Source organism: Streptomyces qaidamensis (genome assembly GCF_001611795.1).
GTDB classification, from domain to species: Bacteria; Actinomycetota; Actinomycetes; order Streptomycetales; family Streptomycetaceae; genus Streptomyces; species Streptomyces qaidamensis.
The window spans coordinates 4,333,985-4,350,147 of sequence record NZ_CP015098.1; the positions used below are offsets into that span (position 1 = coordinate 4,333,985).

Consider the following 16,163-nt stretch of genomic DNA (forward strand, 5'->3'; position numbering starts at 1 on the left):
GCTTCGCTGTCCACTCACTCGTGAGTAGAGAAGAATAGGAGTATCTTTTGGTACCAGAGAGGGTGTGAGCATGAGGATCACAGAGGAAGCCCCCAGTCGGACAAACCGGACGACAGCACCGTTGAAAGTCGATGCGGCCATAGACGAGCTGATCGCGGACGGCGCCCACTTTCTGGGGATGACGAAGAAGGACCTGGTCGCGGAGGCCGTCCGAACCTACTTGGAGATCCGCCGTGAGGAGGTTCGGGCCAACATGCTGGAGAAGATGCGCAAGCTTGACGGATCCGTGGAATCGAGCGTCTCGCTGCTCACCGGACTGTCACCGGAGCGGATCAAGGAACTCGGCGGAGTAGGCGAGGACGACTGATCCGTGCGGCCCGCTCGACCCACCCTCCGCGCACTCCGCGAGGACTTGAAACTACCGCTTCCGTCAGCCCGGGAACCGCTCGATGAACTGGATCATCCGATCCTGGCCAAAGCCCGGGAACACTTCGCCGACGACGAGGCAGGACATGAGCGGATCCGCTCAGTCGATGATGAGGTGCTCTTCAAAGTCAAGGTCCGACGCTGGCGCGGAGCGGTCTGGACCGACGAGGATCTGCCCTGGCTTATCGCTGCCGGGCAACGCGAGGACGGGTCATCAGACGACTTCTACTCAGCCCTGGAGACGACCGCGAGGGCTGCACGAGCCCGCTACAACGCCGACAACCGCCAGCCCCTGAGCACCACAACGTACGTCGGGCATCTCCTCCCTGACCAGAACGACCGTGATCGCTACCAACTCGAAGCCGGTGCCCGGCTTGTCCGCCATCTCGCTGCCACTGTCCGGGAGCTGGCTCGTGGATCACTGCACGACGGGCATGAACACGCCGCCGACCTTCCCAGTTTTCGCCTCGGCATCCTCGTACGCGCCGACGACGGCCATGAGACCTATGTTGCGATGCGCATCACCGGCTCCGTACCCGACGATCTCATCGCGGTCATCCTGCGCCATGTCCCCGGCTGCGATCCCACCGTCTGGTACCCCGAGTACGCCCTCCCCAGCCGCCCCCTTCTTCCCGCCGAGCAAGCCTGGTCGACCCTCATGGATCCGAAGGCCGCGGCTGAACTCCTGAACGAGGAATGAGCCGGGATCCCCACCCCAACGCCGCCGCAGGGCCGATGACTACCGGAAACAAGGAACGCGCTCATGCCGGGTCATGACAACTCGTCCCGGACAGTGACTGTCCCCACGTGCGACCACGGGCCCGTCACCGTCTGGGAACCCGACTGGTGTGCGGAAGCGAGCAAGAGCATCAGCCCGGCGGCTACCGCGTCGACATCACGCACGCGAGCCCTGACTACGAATTCACAGTCTCAACGAGCCGCGGCACGCCGGTGGTTCTGCGCGCGTGCTTCGAACAGCGCCCCTTCACCGAGCGCCCACCCGGTCATGTCCCCTTCGTGAACGTCGAGATGGATGGCGACTGGCATCCGCATAGTTCCGACGACTTGCGCCGCCTCTCGGACACCCTCACGGCACACGCGGATCGGCTCCGGGAACTTGCCGACCGCCTCGACGGTCTCACCAACGCCTTCGATGCCACAAAGGGGGCACGCCTGCGGCGGCGAACCCTGAGAAAGGAGGCGGCGGCTGAACAAGCCACGCTGCCCGCCGGCACACCCGCTCACGCAGACGGACTCCACACATGGCGTGGCCCCGGCCAGGAGGACTGGTCGGGGCCACGAAACCGCTGGTCAGAACCGCAGAGCGGCCCTGGCCTCGGTAGGCCCTGTGGGACTCGAACCCACAACCAATGGATTAAAAGTCCACTGCTCTGCCAATTGAGCTAAGGGCCCAGGCGATGTCGCCCCCACGAGCATAGCCGGACGACGCCGAGACTCCGATCGGGTATCGGGGTCCCGGCCCTGCCGGAGGGACGAACTGGGCCGATGAGGGGCAAGAACCGGCCCGTCCGGGCGTGTCCCCGCGCCCCCGCACAGCCCGCGCCGCAACGACGGAGCGCCGTGGCCCGCCCGTTGGGCGGAGCACGGCGCTCCTCATGCGCTGATGTCAGCCGTTGCGCTTCCAGCGCGGCTTGTCCTCGCGGCGCTGGAACGAACCGCCACCGCGGTGGTCGTCACGACGGCCGGACGGACGGTCGTGACCGGAGGAGCGGAAGCCGGGGCGGTCGCCCTGACGGTCACGGTTGAAGGGGCGGTCGCTGCCACGGTGCCCACCGCGCTCGTCCCGGCGCTCGAAGGAGCGGCCCGGACGGTCGTCCCGGCGGAAACCGCCACCACGGTTGTCGTCACGACGCTCGAAGCCACGACCACCACGGTCGTCACGACGCTCGAACGAACGGCCCCCACGGTCATCACGACGCTCGTCCCGGCGGAAGCCGCCACCACGGTTGTCGTCACGACGCTCGAAGCCACGACCACCACGGTCGTCACGACGCTCGAACGAACGGCCCCCACGGTCATCACGACGCTCGTCCCGGCGGAAACCGCCACCACGGTTGTCGTCACGACGCTCGAAGCCACGACCACCACGGTCGTCACGACGCTCGAACGAACGGCCCCCACGGTCATCACGACGCTCGTCCCGGCGGAAACCGCCACCACGGTTGTCGTCACGACGCTCGAAGCCACGACCACCACGGTCGTCACGGTCCCCCCGGTCGACGTCCTGCGCCGCCGGCTGCTCGGGCACGGACACCTCGGCCGCCGCGGCCACCACCGCCGCCTGGGCCTCGGCCACCGCGGCCTCGGGGTCCTCACCCTGCTCGCGGGCGATCCGGGCGATCAGGCGGTCGGCCTCCTCGCGCAGCTCGTTCGCACGCCGCTGCGCACGCTCCAGCTCCTTGGTGAGCTGGGCGACCTCACGCTCGGCCTGCTGCGCGGCGTTGCCCACGGACTCGGCCTGCACCTCGGTCATCGACCGGGCGCCGGTGATCTCGGCGACCTCCGGGTCGAAGGTGCCGGCGCCCTGGATGATGTGGCGCGAGGCGTCGACGCCCGCGTCCTCCATCAGCCGGAAGATCTGACGCCGCTGGTGCGGCAGGGACAGCGACACGACCGTGCCGGAACGGCCCGCACGCGCGGTACGGCCGGACCGGTGCAGGTAGTCCTTGTGGTCCCCGGCCGGGTCCACGTTCAGCACCAGGTCGATGCCGTCGACGTGGATACCGCGGGCGGCGACGTCGGTCGCGACCAGCGCGTTGACGTAACCCTTCTTGAAGTCCTCCAGCACCCGCGTCCGCGCACCCTGCGTCATACCGCCGTGCAGCGCGTCGGCCTTCACACCGGAGTCGCACAGCTGCTCGGCGATACGGTCGGCGCCCAGCTGGGTGCGGACGAAGATGATCGTGCGGCCCTTGCGGGAAGCGATCGCGGCGGTGACCGGCGCCTTGTCCTTGGGCTTCACGATGAGGATGTGGTGCGACATGGTCGTGACGTTGCCCTGGGCGCTGTCGACCTCGTGCGTGACCGGGTTGCTCAGGTAACGCTTGACCAGGGTGGAGATCTCGTTCTCCATCGTGGCCGAGAACAGCATGCGCTGGCCACCGGCCGGAACCTGGTCGAGCAGTTCGGTGACCTCGGGAAGGAAGCCCAGGTCGGACATCTGGTCGGCCTCGTCGAGGACGGCGACCTCGACGTTCTCCAGGGAGCAGGCGCCACGGTTGATGATGTCGCGCAGCCGGCCCGGGGTGGCGACGAGGACGTCGACGCCGCGCTCCAGGGCGTAGATCTGGTTGCCCATCGACGTACCGCCGCAGACGACCTTCATCTTCAGGCCGACGACGTCGCCGTACGGCTGGAGGGCGTCCGCGACCTGCATCGCGAGCTCACGGGTCGGGGTGAGGATGACCGCGCGCGGCTTGTGCTTCTCGGTGCGGCCGCCGGCGAGACGCGCCAGGGTCGGCAGACCGAACGACAGGGTCTTGCCGGAGCCGGTGCGGCCACGGCCGAGGATGTCCTTGCCGGCCAGGGCGTCCGGGATGGTCGCGGCCTGGATCGGGAAGGGGGTGGTCACGCCGTTCTGCGCGAGCTTGCGCACGACGCCTTCGGGAAGACCGAGGTCCGCGAAAGTGGCCTCGGGGGCGTCCTCGGTTGCCTCGTTCTCGGGCACGACGACGTGATCAGTACTGGCGATGGACATGCGAATGCGAAACCTTCCGGAGTCTCAGTCGGCACGCGCCCGTCAACTCCGTGATTCGCGATTCGCAATACGACCGCCTCAATGCGGTCCACCACGGCAAGGGAGAGTACGCGCCACACGGCGCGCTCTGCGGTGGCGCCGGGCAAGATGGGATCAAACGATCTGCCACCATACGCACTCCGGGCCCCTCAAGGCAAACCGGACTGTGCAGACGGCAGTGGGCAGCCGTCCGACGACCGGACAGCCTCCCGAGGGCTCCAACCACCCTCCGGCCGGGATTGTTCCCGCCCCAGGAGGAAAACTTCCGGCACACCCCCGCCCCCTCACGCCGGTGCCCCCGCTTCCGGCGCCGGCTCCCGCTGGGCGAGCTGCGGCCCCGGCGGCTCGTGCGCCGACGACGACGGCTCCGGCGTCGGCTCCGGAGACGTGGTCGGCTCCTGCTGCGTCGGCGTGGGCTCCGGTTCGGCCGTCCGGGTGGGCGTCGGTGGAGCCGGCGGCTTCACCGTGGGCCGCGGAGGCTTCCCCGGCTTGTCATGCCCCGACACCGTCGGGCTCGCGTCAGCGCTCGGCGACGCCTCGGGGGACGCCGACGCCCCCGCCCCGCCCCCCTTGCCCTTCTTGTCCTTCTCGCCCTTGCCGCGCCTCCGCTCCCCCTCGGCACCGGCCGCGCCGAACCCCGCGCCACCGCCCGACACCGCCGGCCCGCCGTCGGGCGCCTCGCCGCCCCGCTGCCCGGCGGAGTGCGACGGCTTGACGCTCCCACCCGCGTCGTCGCCGACGCTCATGCAGCCGGCGGCAGCGGCGACCGCCACGACCGTGGCGGCCAGTCGGACGGGTACGTACAAGGGGCGCACGGGGCCACCTCCGGAAAGGGTGATGGAGTCAACACCTCCAACTCCCGCCGCCCACAAGAGGACACGCGCCCCGTATTCACAACCCGGTCAGCCGTAGCCCAAGGCGTGAAGACGCTCGTCGTCGATGCCGAAGTGGTGCGCGATCTCGTGCACCACCGTGATCTCCGTCTCCGCGACGACGTCCTCCCGCGACTCGCACATCCGCAGCGTCGGATTCCGGTAGACGGTGATCCGGTCCGGCAGCACACCGGCGTACCACTCACCCCGGTCGGTCAGCGGAGTCCCCTCGTACAGTCCGAGCAACTCCGGATCGTCCGCCGGCGGCTCGTCCTCGACGAACACCGCGACGTTGTCCATCAATCGGGTCAACTCCGGCGGGATCCGGTCGAGCGCCTCGGCGACCAGTTCCTCGAACTCCTCACGCGTCATCTCCAGCACAGGCCCATTGTCGGCCACACCCCCGCCGTACGAGAGCCTCCCGGCGCCGCATATCCGGCCGCGCACTTGGGCATACGGGACCAATGGCCCGCGTCCCCGCCGCAGTCCTGAGTGTCCTGAAACCCATCCGCAACGCCCCGGGCGCCCTGGCCCGCCGCTACCGCTCCCGCCAGGCGCCCACCACGATCGAGCTCGTGACGCAGCCGCACCCGTGGACCCGCGCGGTGGGACTCGTCGTCGTCGTCCTCCTCGGCGCCTGGCTGGGCCTGCTGGTCGTGGGCAACGTCCGGGCCCCGGTCGGCCCCATGAACACCACCATGACCCTGCGCCCGTCCTTCACCGGCGGCACGAAGATCAACATCTCACCGCTGGGCGCCCTGGAACTCAACAGCCACATCGCCCCCTTCCGCCTGGACGTCAACGTCGACCAGCTCGACCCCGACCGCTCCCAGGCCCTCGTCGACCACCCCGAACGCCTCTCCGGCCTCCAGGACGAGGTCACCGAGGACGTCGGCCGCGGCGCCCTCGACCTGGCCGCGCGCTCCGGCGTCGCGGTCGTCGTCGGCGCCACCGCCCTGGGCCTCGCGGTCTACCGCCGCCCCCGACGCGCGATGGCCGCCGGCGGCCTGGCCCTCACCCTGCTCGCCGCCTCGGGCGGCACCGCGTACGCCACCTGGCGCCCCGACTCCGTCCTGGAACCCAAGTTCTCCGGCCTGCTCACCTCGGCCCCCTCCCTGGTCGGCAACGCACGCAGCATCGTCACGGAATTCGACGTCTACCAGAAGGAGTTGGCCCGCCTGGTCACCAACGTGACCAAGCTCTACGACGCCACCTCGACGCTCCCCGCCTACGCGCCCGACCCCTCCACCATCCGGGTCCTGCACGTCTCCGACATCCATCTCAACCCGGCGAGCTGGAAGATCATCGCCTCGCTCGTGAAGCAGTACAAGGTGGACGTGATCGTCGACTCGGGCGACACGATGGACCACGGCACGGCCGCCGAGAACGGCTTCCTGGACCCCATCGAGGACCTCGGGGCCCCCTACGTCTGGGTCCGCGGCAACCACGACTCCATGATCACCCAGCGCTACATGCAGGGCCTGAAGAACGTCCACGTCCTCGACGAAGGCAAGGCCAAAACAATCAAGGGCCTGCGCTTCGCCGGCATCGGCGACCCGCAGTTCACCCCCGACCGCTCCCGGCAGATCGGCGCCCGGCAGTCCCAGGAACTGGCCGGCGCCCGCCTGGCCACCGCCCTGCGCGACCAGGACGCGGCCGGCACCCCGGTGGACGTCGCCATCGCCCACGAGCCGGCCGCCGCCCGCGGGGTCGACGGCGAGGTCCCCCTCGTCCTGGCCGGCCACCTCCACCACGACGAGATGGAGATCCTGAAGTACGGCACCCGGCTCCGCATCGAGGGCTCCACGGGCGGCAGCGGCCTGCGCGCCATCGAGGGCAAGCACCCCGACCCCATCGAGGCGTCGATCCTCTACTTCGACCGGGACACCCGTCACCTCCAGGCCTGGGACGAGATCGAACTCGGCGGCCTCGGCCTCACGACGGCCGAGGTCAGCCGCCACCTCCCGAAGGAGAACCAGCCCGGCGCGACACCCTCCCCGAGCACCCCCACGGCGGCCACCCCGTCACCCTCCCCCTAAACCGTTTTGGCGATAGCTCCCGCCATCCCATATGCTTCTCACGTCCCCGACGCGCTGAGAAGCGCCCAGGCGGGCCGATAGCCCTCATCGTCTAGCGGCCTAGGACGCCGCCCTTTCAAGGCGGTAGCACGGGTTCGAATCCCGTTGGGGGCACGCACCACCCTGTGCGACACTGTCGTACGAAGCTTGGTCCTGTGGAGCAGTTTGGAGTGCTCGCCACCCTGTCAAGGTGGAGGCCGCGGGTTCAAATCCCGTCAGGACCGCTGAGGTTTCACGTGAAACCTCGTGGCTGGGTAGCTCAGTTGGTACGAGCGATCGCCTGAAAAGCGATAGGTCGCCGGTTCGACCCCGGCCCCAGCCACAGCAGCCCTCGCCAGGGCTTGAGCCCCTCCCCGATGCATTCGGGGAGGGGCTCTTTCGTGTCGCCGCCAACCGGCAACCAACGCCCGGACCAGTGATCTCGAAGGATCAGAGTCGGGGGAGCCGATCAGGGCCGGTACGCGTCACGACAAAAGCGTTAGCCATCAAATTCGGCGGGATGAGATCCTGGATCCCGTATGTCTACGCACCCCGCCCCCGCCCTCGGCGCCCTCGCCCCCCGTCTGACCGAGCTGTCCCTGCGCGATGCGCACCGGCTCGGGCGCAGGCTCGAAGGCGCGCGCAAGATCCGTAAGCCGGAGGCGCGGGCCGCCGTGCTCGCCGAGATCGAGGCGGAGGTCGGCAAGGCCGAGGAACGGATGGCCGGGCGGCGTGCCCTCGTGCCCGAGGTCTCGTACCCCGAGCAGCTGCCGGTCAGCCAGAAGAAGGACGCGATCGCCGACGCCATCCGCGACCACCAGGTCGTGATCGTCGCCGGTGAGACGGGGTCCGGCAAGACGACGCAGATCCCCAAGATCTGCCTGGAGCTCGGACGTGGCGTACGCGGCATGATCGGGCACACGCAGCCGCGCAGGATCGCCGCGCGCACGGTCGCCGAGCGGGTCGCCGAGGAGCTGGACACCCCGCTCGGCGGCGCCGTCGGCTGGAAGGTCCGTTTCACCGACCAAGTCGACCCGGACGCCACCTTCGTCAAGCTCATGACGGACGGCATCCTGCTGGCAGAGATCCAGACCGACCGCGAGCTGCGCGCCTACGACACGATCATCATCGACGAGGCCCACGAGCGGTCCCTCAACATCGACTTCCTGCTGGGGTACCTCGCCCAGCTGCTGCCGAAGCGCCCGGACCTGAAGGTCGTCATCACCTCGGCCACGATCGACCCGGAGCGGTTCTCGCGGCATTTCGGCGACGCCCCGATCGTCGAGGTCAGCGGCCGTACGTATCCCGTGGAGGTCCGCTACCGGCCGCTGCTGGAGGAGGACGGCGACGACGCCGACCGGGACCAGATCACCGCGATCACCGATGCCGTGGAGGAGCTCCAGAAGGAGGGCAAGGGCGACATCCTCGTCTTCCTCTCGGGTGAGCGGGAGATCAGGGACACGGCGGACGCCCTCACCAAGAAGAACTACCGGTTCACGGAGATCCTGCCGCTCTACGCCCGGCTCTCCCACGCGGAGCAGCATCGCGTCTTCCAGCCGCACACGGGCCGCAGGATCGTTCTGGCCACGAACGTCGCCGAGACGTCGCTGACGGTTCCGGGCATCAAGTACGTCATCGACCCGGGCTTCGCGCGGATCTCCCGCTACAGCCATCGCACCAAGGTCCAGCGGCTGCCCATCGAGCCGGTCTCGCAGGCCAGCGCCAATCAGCGCAAGGGCCGCTGCGGCCGTACCTCGGACGGCATCTGCATCCGCCTGTACAGCGAGGACGACTTCGAGGCCCGCCCGGAGTTCACGGACGCGGAGATCCTCCGGACGAATCTCGCCTCCGTGATCCTGCAGATGACCGCGGCAGGCCTCGGCGACATCGAGAAGTTCCCCTTCATCGACCCGCCGGACCACCGCAACATCCGCGACGGCGTGCAGCTGCTCCAGGAGCTGAACGCCCTGGACCCGGCGCAGAAGGACCCGCGCAAGCGGCTCACGGAGACCGGCCGCAAGCTGGCGCAGCTGCCCGTCGACCCCCGGCTGGCCCGGATGGTCCTGGAGGCGGACAAGAACGGCTGTGTGCGCGAGGTCATGGTCATAGCCGCCGCGCTGTCCATCCAGGACCCGCGCGAGCGCCCCGCCGACAAGCAGGCCCAGGCCGATCAGCAGCACGCCCGTTTCAAGGACGAGTCCAGCGACTTCCTGGCCTACCTCAACCTCTGGCGCTACGTGCGTGAGCAGCAGAAGGAGCGGGGGTCGTCCTCGTTCCGCCGGATGTGCAAGCAGGAGTACCTGAACTTCCTTCGCATCCGCGAATGGCAGGACATCTACACGCAGTTGCGCACGGTCGCGAAGCAGATGGGCATCCACCTCAACGAGGACGACGCCCCGGACGACCGCGTCCATGTCTCCCTGCTGGCCGGCCTGCTGTCGCACGTCGGCATGAAGGACGTCAAGGAAGGCGCCAAGAACGAGTATCTGGGGGCGCGCAACGCGAAGTTCGCGGTCTTCCCGGGTTCGGCCCTGTTCAAGAAGCCGCCGCGTTTCGTGATGTCCGCCGAGCTCGTCGAGACGTCCCGCCTGTGGGCCCGCGTCAACGCGAAGATCGAACCCGAGTGGGTCGAACCGCTCGCGGCGCATCTCGTCAAGCGCACGTACAGCGAACCGCACTGGGAGAAGGACCAGGCCGCGGTGATGGCGTACGAGAAGGTCACGCTGTACGGCGTGCCGATCGTGGCGCAGCGGAAGGTCAACTACGGGCGGATCGACCCGGAGATCAGCCGTGAGCTGTTCATCCGGAACGCCCTGGTCGAGGGCGACTGGCGCACGCACCACAAGTTCTTCTCGGACAACCGCCGGCTGCTGACGGAGGTCGAGGAGCTGGAGCATCGCGCCCGGCGCCGGGACATCCTGGTGGACGACGAGACGCTGTACGACTTCTACGACCAGCGGATCCCCGAACACGTCGTCTCCGGCGCCCACTTCGACTCGTGGTGGAAGCACAAGCGGCACGAACAGCCCGACTTCCTCGATTTCGAGCGCGAGATGCTCATCAACGAGAAGGCGGGCGAGGTCAGCAAGGCCGACTACCCGGACTCGTGGCGCCAGGGGAATCTCAAGTTCCGGGTGACGTACCAGTTCGAGCCGGGCGCGGACGCGGACGGTGTGACCGTCCACATCCCGCTCCAGGTCCTCAACCAGGTCACGGACGAGGGTTTCGACTGGCAGATCCCGGGTCTGCGCGAGGAACTGGTGACGGAGCTGATCCGGTCCCTGCCCAAGCCGATCCGCCGGAACTACGTCCCCGCGCCGAACTTCGCGAAGACCTTCCTGGACCGGGCCGTCCCTCTCCAGGAACCCCTCACCACGACGATGACCCGCGAGCTGCGGCTCATGGTCGGGGTGCCCTTCGAGGCGGACGACTTCGACCTGTCCAAGGTCCCCGACCACTTGAAGGTCACGTTCCGGATCGTCGACGAGCGGCGCCGCAAACTGGCCGAGGACAAGGACCTGGAGGCGCTGAAGCTCCAGCTGCGGCCGAAGGCCCGCAAGGCGCTCTCGCAGGCGGCCGCGGCGACGGCCGAGCGTTCGGGCGGAGAGTCCCTGGAGCGCTCGGGACTGACCGACTGGACGATCGGCACCCTCACCCGCGTCTTCGAGACGCGGCGGGCCGGTCAGCCGGTCAAGGCGTATCCGGCGCTGGTCGACGACGGCGACACGGTCTCCGTGCGCCTCTTCGACACGGAGGCGGAGCAGGCGCAGGCGATGTGGAAGGGCATGCGTCGGCTGATCCTGCGCAACATCCCGGTGAACCCGGCGAAATTCGCGAGCGATCGCCTGACGAACGCGCAGAAGCTGGCACTGTCCGCGAATCCGCACGGCTCGGTCCAGGGGCTGTTCGACGACTGCGCGATGGCCGCCGCGGACAAGCTGATCGGGGACTTCGGCGGGCCGGCGTGGGACGAGGAGTCGTACCGGAAGCTGTACGAGAAGGTGCGCGCCGAGATCGTCGACACGACCGTCCGCACGGTGGGGCAGGTACAGCAGGTCCTGGCCGCCTGGCAGGCCTGTGAGCGCCGTCTGAAGGCCGTACGCAGCCCCGCGCTGCTGGCGAACCTCCAGGACGTGCGGGGGCAGCTGGACGCGCTCGTGAAGCCCGGCTTCGTGACGGAGGCGGGGCTGCGGCGGATGCCGGACCTGATGCGCTATCTGGTGGCGGCCGACCGGCGCCTGCAGCAGATGCCGACGAACGTGCAGCGGGACACCACGCGCATGCAGAAGGTCCATGAGATGCAGGACGAGTACGCCTGGCTGCTGGAGCAGCTGCCGCGGGGCCGGCCGGTCCCGTCGTCGGTCCTGGACATCCGCTGGATGATCGAGGAGCTCCGGGTCAGCTACTTCGCCCACGCGCTGGGCACGGCGTACCCCGTCTCCGACAAGCGGATCGTGAAGGCGATCGACGCGGCGGCGCCGTGACGGGACCTGTACGCAGGGTGAGTTCGACCCGGGCCTCACCCTCCTGTACAGTCTCTTCTCGCAGCGCAACGCACGAATGGCGCCGCGAAACCTGGTCCTGTGGAGCAGTTTGGAGTGCTCGCCACCCTGTCAAGGTGGAGGCCGCGGGTTCAAATCCCGTCAGGACCGCAGTGAAAGAGCCCGGATCTTCGGATCCGGGCTCTTTTGTGTGCGCTGACCTCGCCGTGAGCCCTTCGGGCCGCCACACGCCGTCTTGACGGCCCCTCAATCCGTAGGTACCCCAGAACCAGGGCCGTCGTCCGTGCGGCCTCCTGGAGGTGGCACATGGCGGCAGGGGCGAGGCATGAGACGCGGGCTCTGCTGCGCGCGCACCTGTCGGCCGCGTCGTCGTACCGGCATCTCACCCGGCACTGCCCGATCTGCCATCGCCTGCTGCGGCTGGCGTTGGAGTCCGCGCCGCGTGCCGCTCAGGGCACGGGCCGGGCCCAGGAGGACGAGAGCCCGGCGCCCGCATGATCCACGAGCAGCCTCAACGCCCGTGCAGGGACGGGCTGCTGGAGGCGGCGGCTCCTCTACAGCACCTGCGGCAGAGCTAACAAGCCGCTTGGTATGTGACGGGTGTCACCGCATGAGTTTTGGAAAGTGCGGTACTTACACCTCGCCTACAAAGGGTCAATTTAATATGTGCAATTGCACCCTGACCGAGGTGCCGCGCACAGCTGATCCGACACCCTTCCCCAGGCTCCTACAAGGCTGCTCACAGCCGGATCGGCAGACCCATCGCGGGCGCACAAAAAAGATCGCGCTGGACCCGGCGGAGTCCAGCGCGATCGACGACGCACCCTGTTGTATGCCTGGAAAGCCTTGAACGGCTGGGGCGAGGGGCCTGTTGGGGCAGGACCCCGCGTCGTGTGGAGCTGTGGTCCGGACGTCGCGGCCAGTTGGGGGAACCAGCCGGTTTGCCCGGTTATTCAGTTGTTCAGGCCTCGCTGCGCTGCTGCGGGATGCCCGCGAGCAGAGCGCGGACCTCGGCCTCGCGGTAGCGCCGATGCCCGCCGAGCGTGCGGATCGACGTGAGCTTGCCGGCCTTCGCCCACCGCGTGACCGTCTTCGGGTCCACGCGGAACATGGTGGCGACCTCAGCCGGGGTCAGCAGCGGCTCGGCATCAGGGGTGCGAGCGGTCATGAGCGGCCTCCTCGGGAGAACCGAACCTTCTCGGTTCTTTCCTCTAAATTCTGCACCTTGACCCGCGTTGCCCGAAATGGCGGACGCGAGTCGAGTCGGTTATAGGACGAACGGCTTGTCCTCGGCACTACAACTACACCATCTGTCCAGCCGCGTCGGCCAAACCGATGGAATTGCCCCTCCAGGTGTTCATCAGCGACGGAAGCCGATGGACCATGCCATAGCGGACAGTCACACCGCTGTGACGATCAGTCACAGGGTGATCAGGAAGTCACGAGACCCCCCAAAGCGTGCAATGCTGAGATTCCGCCCAAAGTGCAAGACCATGGGACGGAAGGAGCCCTCCCCGGACTCCTTGTCCTATTTTGGCATGAGGGGGGGCAAGGGACGCAAGAGCCTCGTACGTGTAGTCCGTCACGCTTGGCCTACTTGAGAGGTCTGCCCGGATCGGGCCCTACGTCCCTTGTTGACGAAGCCTCAGGAGACGCACAGCCCGCTTCAGGAACTCGGTGCGAGGACGAAACCCCAAATCGGGCGGTTCGTCAAACGTCAGTTCGTGACCGAATGCGAGCGGTCTGTACGGACATCAAGGTCAGGGGTCAGTTGGCCGACCGCAGATCCCGCACGGAACGCCAGCGCTCCACGAGCCGGGCGTACGCCTTCCCCGCGGCGGCCCCGTCGCCCCTGCGCAGCGCGGCGATGCCCTCGGCCACGTCCGCCGCGGAGTGGTCCGCCTCCAGTGCCCCGGCCGGCACCGCGTGCACCAGGCCGCCGTAGTCCAGCTCCACGAGCGAGCGCGGGTGGAACTCCTCCAGCCAGCGCCCGACGTCCACCAGGCCGTCGATCAGCGGCCCCTCGTCCATGGCCTCCTTCAGGGCGCGCAGGCCCCGGGCCACCCGCCGCCGGGCCTGGACCATGGGGGTGCGGTAGCGCAGCACGGGCGGGCTGTCGACGGAGGCGCCCTTGTCGTACTCGCGCTCCTCGTCGGAGACCAGCACGAACCAGTTGATCGGCACCTGCCAAGTGGCCGTACGGATCCACGGCCGGGCGTCCGGGTTGATCGCCAGCCAGCGCTCGTAGTCCTGGGAGGCCTGGCGCCGCAGGACGGGCGGAAGGACCGCGTCCATGACCGGCGGGGGCAGCTCCTCGCTGAGCTCGTCCAGGGCCAGCCAGCCGCGCAGCCGGGTGCGCCAGGGGCAGACGCACACCACGCCGTCGACGTCGAGCACCAAGGCGTCCTGGCTCTCGTGCACCGGCACCGCCACCGGCGGGGTGGGAGCCAAGTCGGCCAGGGCGCGCCGGAGTTCGTCCTGGTACGAAGGCCGGTCCGTGCGGCGGGCGTAGCGGGCCCAGTGGCTGCGCTCCGGCTCGGGGAAGGCGGCCAGCGGTTCGTACACGCGCAGGTAGGTCGCGTAGGGGACGATCACCGAGGTCACCTTGGGCACGCCTGCTCCCTCCCCCGCGCACCGCCGCGAAAACCTGCGGAACCCACTCACGATCGCGCGGGAAATCTATGCAAATCGTCCCACGGCTGTACTCCGGTCGGAGGTGATCCTGTGCGCTGTGCGGCCGGCGGGGCCACCAGGCTCTAATCTCATGCTCAACAGTCCCCGCCACCCGCACGAGGGCTGGTCTCCACCCGCCGCACCTACTCAGGAGTCACCACAGTGACCGACGTAACCGGCGCACCTGCTGATGTACTGCACACCCTGTTCCACTCGGACCAGGGCGGACATGAGCAAGTCGTGCTCTGCCAGGACCGCGCGAGCGGCCTCAAGGCCGTCATCGCCCTCCACTCCACCGCTCTGGGCCCCGGGCTCGGCGGTACGCGCTTCTACCCGTACGCGAACGAGGCCGAGGCCGTCGCCGACGCGCTGAACCTCGCCCGCGGCATGTCGTACAAGAACGCCATGGCCGGTCTCGACCACGGCGGCGGCAAGGCCGTGATCATCGGCGACCCGGAGAAGATCAAGACCGAGGAGCTCCTCCTCGCCTACGGCCGGTTCGTCGCCTCCCTGGGCGGGCGCTACGTCACGGCCTGCGACGTCGGTACGTACGTCGCCGACATGGACGTCGTGGCACGCGAGTGCCGCTGGACGACCGGCCGCTCTCCCGAGAACGGCGGCGCCGGGGACTCCTCCGTCCTCACCGCCTACGGCGTCTACCAGGGCATGCGGGCCTCCGCCCAGCACCTGTGGGGCGACCCCTCGCTGCGCGGCAAGCGGGTCGGCATCGCGGGCGTCGGCAAGGTCGGCCACCACCTGGTGGAGCACCTGCGGGCGGAGGGCGCCGAGGTCGTCATCACGGACGTGCGCGAGGAGGCCGTGGGCCGGATCCTCGCCGCGCACCCGACGGGGGTGACGGCCGTCGCCGACACCGCGACCCTGATCCGCGCCGAGGGCCTCGACATCTACGCCCCCTGCGCGCTCGGCGGCGCCCTGAACGACGACACGGTGCCCGCGCTGACCGCCAAGGTGGTCTGCGGCGCCGCCAACAACCAGCTCGCCCACCCGGGCGTGGAGAAGGACCTCGCGGACCGCGGGATCCTCTACGCGCCGGACTACGTGGTGAACGCCGGCGGGGTCATCCAGGTCGCCGACGAGCTGCACGGCTTCGACTTCGACCGGTGCAAGGCGAAGGCGTCGAAGATCTTCGACACCACGCTGGCCATATTCGCACGTGCGAAGGAAGATGGCATTCCGCCGGCCGCGGCGGCCGACCGGATCGCCGAGCAGCGGATGCACGACGCGGCCCTGGCCCGCCGAGCGCGCTGACTCCGGGCCATCCGGGGCGCCTCGTACGTTTGGCCGGTACCCGCCGGTGGGCAGTTAGAGAGAACTCTCACTTCTACCGGCGGGTCGACCGCCGATAAGTGGTTAAAATCGCGGTTGACCAGCGAGGACGGGGCGCCTCGAAGGTCCTGGGCGCGGGCACGTCATGCGGGCGACGTACCGTATGGGCGCGGGCTCAGGTACCGTGGAAGCCCTACGGACCGGTCTCTCCGCGGAGAGGCCGTGCCGGACCATGAACGCGTGTCAAGACTCTGGGGCCGTCGAGCCCCGTCGTTGAGGGGGTCGAGCCATGGGGCGCGGCCGGGCCAAGGCCAAGCAGACGAAGGTCGCCCGCCAGCTGAAGTACAACAGCGGTGGGACTGACCTCTCACGCCTGGCCGAGGAGCTGGGTGCATCGCCTTCGAATCCGCAGCCGCCTAACGGCGAGCCGTTCGAAGACGATGAGGACGACGACCTGTACGCAAGGTACGCCGACCTCTACGAGGACGACGACGACGAGGACGACCAGTCCTCGCAGCATCGTCGCGGCGCTTGACCCTGCACTGAGCACTCACCCGGTCGGTGACTTCGGTCACCGACCGGGTTCTGT

General features: G+C 68.8%; 12 protein-coding genes, 5 tRNA genes and 1 pseudogene. 12 read left to right on the plus strand and 6 right to left on the minus strand.

The window, feature by feature from the left end; translation table 11 throughout:
- Window positions 1-70 precede the first annotated feature (70 nt).
- The 3 genes and pseudogenes from A4E84_RS19050 to A4E84_RS45780 form a co-directional block, all read left to right on the plus strand.
- Entirely contained in the window at window positions 71-367 is a 297-nt protein-coding gene (locus A4E84_RS19050; RefSeq protein ID WP_062931516.1) for a hypothetical protein, read from the plus strand.
- A gap of 45 nt (window positions 368-412) precedes the next feature.
- Window positions 413-1,126 carry a hypothetical protein gene (locus A4E84_RS19055; protein ID WP_237304957.1) on the plus strand — a complete coding sequence of 238 codons (714 nt, stop codon included), beginning with the start codon at window positions 413-415 and terminating at the stop codon, window positions 1,124-1,126.
- A gap of 146 nt (window positions 1,127-1,272) precedes the next feature.
- Window positions 1,273-1,548, plus strand: a pseudogene (locus A4E84_RS45780) (DUF6907 domain-containing protein); the annotation flags it as partial.
- A 218-nt stretch (window positions 1,549-1,766) separates the two neighbouring features.
- On the opposite strand, the gene A4E84_RS19065 reads toward A4E84_RS45780, so the two are convergent.
- From A4E84_RS19065 to A4E84_RS19080, 4 genes are all read right to left on the minus strand, one after another.
- A tRNA-Lys gene (locus A4E84_RS19065) sits at window positions 1,767-1,839 on the minus strand.
- A gap of 214 nt (window positions 1,840-2,053) precedes the next feature.
- Window positions 2,054-4,144 (minus strand): DEAD/DEAH box helicase, encoded by a 2,091-nt coding sequence (locus A4E84_RS19070; protein WP_062927747.1) that lies wholly within the window; start codon window positions 4,142-4,144, stop codon window positions 2,054-2,056.
- 323 nt (window positions 4,145-4,467) lie between these two features.
- On the minus strand, window positions 4,468-4,998 hold the full coding sequence (locus A4E84_RS19075; protein WP_062927748.1) for a hypothetical protein: 531 nt from the start codon (window positions 4,996-4,998) through the stop codon (window positions 4,468-4,470).
- An 87-nt stretch (window positions 4,999-5,085) separates the two neighbouring features.
- A complete protein-coding gene (locus A4E84_RS19080) occupies window positions 5,086-5,436 on the minus strand; it encodes a metallopeptidase family protein (RefSeq protein ID WP_031137833.1) in 351 nt (116 codons plus the stop codon).
- An 83-nt stretch (window positions 5,437-5,519) separates the two neighbouring features.
- Here A4E84_RS19080 and A4E84_RS19085 point away from each other — a divergent pair, with 83 nt between their 5' ends.
- From A4E84_RS19085 to A4E84_RS19115, 7 genes are all read left to right on the plus strand, one after another.
- On the plus strand, window positions 5,520-7,094 hold the full coding sequence (locus A4E84_RS19085) for a metallophosphoesterase family protein (protein ID WP_062927749.1): 1,575 nt from the start codon (window positions 5,520-5,522) through the stop codon (window positions 7,092-7,094).
- A gap of 80 nt (window positions 7,095-7,174) precedes the next feature.
- Window positions 7,175-7,247: transfer RNA gene (locus A4E84_RS19090), tRNA-Glu, on the plus strand.
- A 35-nt stretch (window positions 7,248-7,282) separates the two neighbouring features.
- Window positions 7,283-7,357: transfer RNA gene (locus tag A4E84_RS19095), tRNA-Asp, on the plus strand.
- 24 nt (window positions 7,358-7,381) lie between these two features.
- Window positions 7,382-7,455, plus strand: a tRNA-Phe gene (locus A4E84_RS19100).
- Window positions 7,456-7,651: 196 nt separating this feature from the next.
- Window positions 7,652-11,596, plus strand: a complete 3,945-nt coding sequence (hrpA, locus tag A4E84_RS19105) for an ATP-dependent RNA helicase HrpA (protein WP_062927750.1) — start codon at window positions 7,652-7,654, stop codon at window positions 11,594-11,596.
- Between the two features lie 93 nt (window positions 11,597-11,689).
- Window positions 11,690-11,764 (plus strand) — tRNA-Asp (locus A4E84_RS19110).
- 156 nt (window positions 11,765-11,920) lie between these two features.
- Window positions 11,921-12,112, plus strand: coding sequence for a DUF6274 family protein (locus A4E84_RS19115; protein WP_062927751.1), 192 nt, complete (start codon window positions 11,921-11,923; stop codon window positions 12,110-12,112).
- 463 nt (window positions 12,113-12,575) lie between these two features.
- Here the strand turns inward: A4E84_RS19115 and bldC are convergent, their stop codons facing one another.
- Window positions 12,576-12,782, minus strand: coding sequence for a developmental transcriptional regulator BldC (bldC, locus tag A4E84_RS19120; RefSeq protein WP_003949541.1), 207 nt, complete (start codon window positions 12,780-12,782; stop codon window positions 12,576-12,578).
- A 599-nt stretch (window positions 12,783-13,381) separates the two neighbouring features.
- Window positions 13,382-14,227, minus strand: coding sequence for a DUF8083 family protein (locus tag A4E84_RS19125; RefSeq protein WP_062927752.1), 846 nt, complete (start codon window positions 14,225-14,227; stop codon window positions 13,382-13,384).
- Between the two features lie 222 nt (window positions 14,228-14,449).
- On the opposite strand from A4E84_RS19125, the gene A4E84_RS19130 reads away from it, so the two are divergent.
- Together A4E84_RS19130 and A4E84_RS19135 are read left to right on the plus strand one after the other, a co-directional pair.
- Window positions 14,450-15,556 carry a Leu/Phe/Val dehydrogenase gene (locus tag A4E84_RS19130; RefSeq protein WP_062927753.1) on the plus strand — a complete coding sequence of 369 codons (1,107 nt, stop codon included), beginning with the start codon at window positions 14,450-14,452 and terminating at the stop codon, window positions 15,554-15,556.
- A 307-nt stretch (window positions 15,557-15,863) separates the two neighbouring features.
- Entirely contained in the window at window positions 15,864-16,109 is a 246-nt protein-coding gene (locus A4E84_RS19135; RefSeq protein WP_030251636.1) for a DUF3073 domain-containing protein, read from the plus strand.
- Window positions 16,110-16,163: the final 54 nt, after the last annotated feature.